A 3,329-nucleotide genomic window follows, 5' to 3' on the forward strand; every position below is an offset into this window, starting at 1 on the left:
CGCCTTGGTGCCCATGGCGCCCAGCGCCAGCGCGCCGACCACGGCGCCGCCGGTCCAGGCCAGACCCGAGCCGCCGGAACCGACGATCGCGACGGCCGGGGTGACCAGGCGCATGAGCGCGGGCAGCACGAACGCCACGCTGCACAGCAGCACGATGGCGACCAGCATGCGTTGCGCCTCTTCGCCTTCCGGCAGACCGGTGGTCGAGGTGAGCCCGTCCACGTGGCCCGCGGTGGTGAACGCGATCATGTAGACGATCGCCGCCACCGGTTTGAACAGCATGAAGGCGATGATCCAGCCGATCAGCTTCTGATACGACGACTTGCCGATGTTCATGCCCGACGCGGCGGCCGCCAGCGGCAGCACACCCGCCGCGATGATCAGCAGACCTTGGCGGACGATGGCGAACACGATCTGCGCGAGCGCGCCGAGCAGGCCGACGATCGCGATGATCAGCACCAGACCCGGCGAGAAGGCTTGCAGCTTACTGGTTTTCACCATCAGCTCGGCCAGGTCCTTGGCATTGCCGTTGGTCGAGTCGTTGATGATCCACTCGGCGAAGCGATCCGAGGCCTGCGTGCCCGCCACGATGATGGCGCCGAGCATCCAGGAACTGAACACCACCCTGGCGAACATGCGGAACGATTCGGCCGCCTCGCTGACCGCCGCGCCGCGCCTGGCTTCGGCCAGTCTCGCGCCCGACAGGATGACCGAGGCGATGAGCAGCAATATCTGGATCTGATAGGTGTAGTCGTTGATTCTGGTGAACAACGATCCGTTGTCGCTGGCCGCCTCGTTGGGCACCTTCATCCAGAACGTGAGCGCCAGGATGATGGCCTCGCCGAGACCGTTCATGAGCGAATCCACCACCTTGCCGAAGGTGGAGTCCCAGGCCTTGTCCTTGATGGCGTCCGCGGCCTCGGCGGGGTGCGACCCGGCATTGCCCGCCTTGCATACCGCGGACGCCGCGTCGCCGAGAGAGATCCCCGGCAGGCCGACACCGTCGAGGGTGTCGTGGATCTCGTTACAGGTCTCGTCGAAGCCGTAGGTCTGGCCGTAGGCCACCGTCGGCGTCGCGATCATCACGGTGAAGATGACCGCGAGGATCGTCACTAGTTTTTTCACCATCGTGTCCACCCCTCGATGCTCCGCAGGGACTCGATCTGGATTTGCTGCTCGCCGGTCACCGGCCTGAGCTTCCAATCGTCGTCGCGCCAGACGACCACAAGGCGCATGCCCACCCATGTTGGTTGGCCATCAACTGTTTCTCGAGCCTTTCTCGCGAACTGGACGGTCGCGGAATCGTCGGCGTAGCTTTCGATCCGGAACGCGTCCGAAGCGAACAGCAGGGGTCTGAGCTTCTCCGGTATCCGCTCGGACACCTTGCCCTCGGCGACCAGCCGGTCGTATTCCGCCAGGTACTGCGGACTCACTTCGACCAGCCGCAGCAGCAGGTCTCGATCGCGCGGATTGGCGTTGGTGCGCCAATAGATCTGCTCGGCCGCCAGGGCCGCGCCGCGCGGGGTGTGCGCGAAGCCCACGGCGGCGTTGCCGTCGATGCGCGCCGGTCCGTCCGAGCCGGAGAAGCGCACCACCGGACCGCCGAACAGTTTCTGCCAGATGCCTTCGCCCGCGCTGGGCGCGGGGGCGGCGGTGAGCCAGCCGGGCTCGCCGGGTCGCGTGGGCAGGCCCGAAACCTGTTCCAGCGCAACGCCCGCCGGATTCGCCGGGACGTCCACCGGCCTGCCGAAGAGGTCGGTCTCCCGTCCCGCGAAGCCGTGCGGACCTGCCGCGCCGGTGCCGGGGACGACTTGGGAGGCGGTGCCGGTCTCGGTAGCGTCGGCGGCCATGCCGCCGTCGCGCGTCGCCGTCAGGGTCACGCCGACGGCGATCGCCACCGTCAGCGCCGCTCCGATGCCGAGCAGCCCGAGCGGCGGCCGCTCACGACCGGATCCCGGACCGGCGCTCACCACGTCGTCCACCCCTCGAGCGACTCGACGTACTCGGTCTGCGCGCCATTGCTCGTCGCGGGCTTGAGCCGCCAGTCGCCCGCGTCCCACACCATGACCAGTCGCAGCGCCGCCCACAACCGCTTGCCGTCGACGACGGGCCCGCGCGAAGCGAACCGGACGATGGCCAGATCGTCGGCGTAGTTCTCCACCTTGAACGCGTCGGAGGCGACGAAGTAGCGAGTCACCGTCCCCGGCTGCTGTTTCGGCAGCCGGTCCTCGTCGAGCGCGCGGTCGTAGGCGGCGATCTGCTGCGCCGAGACGCGCACCTGCCGCACGTAGAGGTCGCGGTCGGCGGGGCGGGCGTTGATCCGGTAGGTGATCTGCGCGGCCGCGAGTGCCGCGCCCTGCGGGGTGTGCGCGTAGCCGACGGCGAGCCCGTCCTCGATGCGGGACGGCCCGTCGGAGGTGGAGAACGGCACGGACGCGCCGTACACCCGCTGCCAGCCGCGCGGGGCGAGGGTGCCCTCGGGCGCCGCGGTCAGCCAGTCGGGGTCGGAGGGCTTGCGCTGATGCGTCGGATCCTGCGGAAGCGGTTGTCCCGCAGGGTTGTTCGGAATGTCGACGCGCCTGCCGAAGAGGTCGACGTCCGGGCTCGCGAAACCCTCGCCGGTCGTCGCGGTGAGCTCGGCCTCGTTGTTGCCGGTGGTTTCGTCGTCGCGGGTGAGATACACCGTGGCGCCGACGATCACGATGAGCGCCAGCAGCGCCGCGGACGCGATCGCGCCGAAGGAGACGCGATCGCGCGCGGAGGACTCCCTCTCACTCACTTCGGCGCCTCCAATGTCACGATGTCGGTGGGTAATACGTCGATGGCCTCGACGGGGCGGGCGGTCGAACCGGGGTCGGGCAGTCGTAATCTCCAGTCCTCGGCGAACCACTCGACCACGGTGTGGTTCACCGCCTTCGAGCCGTCCGAATACTCGGTGTACACGTCGACGGCGGTGCGCTGCTCGGTGTAGTCCGTGATCTTGTAGCCGAGCAGCCGCGGGGCGTACTCGGGATCGGCGGGCCCGGTGATGGACAACTGCACCCGGCTCACCGCCCACTCGTCCCGCGCGGGTCCCGGCACCACCTCGGCGGCGATCACCTTCGACCACTGGTTGTCGGCGGCCACCGACAGGCGCACGGTGTGGGTGATGGCGGCGACCGCGGCCCCGGGCGGCGATTGCTCGAAACCCGTTGCGGCGCCGTCGGCCTGGGACGCGGGCCCCTGGTCGGTGTGCGGCAGCGCCACGCCCTGGTAGGGCTCCCAGCGCACTCCGCTCGGCCGTGCGGTGAGATCCGGGCCCGAGGCGTCGTCCGCGCCGCCGCAGCCGA

General features: G+C 69.3%; 4 protein-coding genes. All 4 read right to left on the reverse strand.

What is annotated here, in order from left to right:
* Positions 1-1,128 (reverse strand): hypothetical protein (locus NL1_RS35800; RefSeq protein WP_067849365.1); only part of this gene is annotated, 1,128 nt, incomplete at its 3' end.
* Complete coding sequence (locus NL1_RS35805; RefSeq protein ID WP_067849367.1) at positions 1,122-1,970, reverse strand: DUF8175 domain-containg protein; 849 nt, start codon at positions 1,968-1,970, stop codon at positions 1,122-1,124. The genes NL1_RS35800 and NL1_RS35805, both read right to left, overlap by 7 nt.
* On the reverse strand, positions 1,967-2,779 hold the full coding sequence (locus NL1_RS35810; RefSeq protein WP_067849357.1) for a DUF8175 domain-containg protein: 813 nt from the start codon (positions 2,777-2,779) through the stop codon (positions 1,967-1,969). The genes NL1_RS35805 and NL1_RS35810 overlap by 4 nt, the downstream gene beginning before the upstream one ends.
* On the reverse strand, positions 2,776-3,329 hold a 554-nt coding region (locus tag NL1_RS38445), incomplete at its 5' end, for a DUF8175 domain-containg protein (RefSeq protein ID WP_067849361.1). The genes NL1_RS38445 and NL1_RS35810, both read right to left, overlap by 4 nt.

Source organism: Nocardia lijiangensis NBRC 108240 (genome assembly GCF_001613045.1).
In the GTDB taxonomy this organism is placed as follows: domain Bacteria; phylum Actinomycetota; class Actinomycetes; order Mycobacteriales; family Mycobacteriaceae; genus Nocardia; species Nocardia lijiangensis.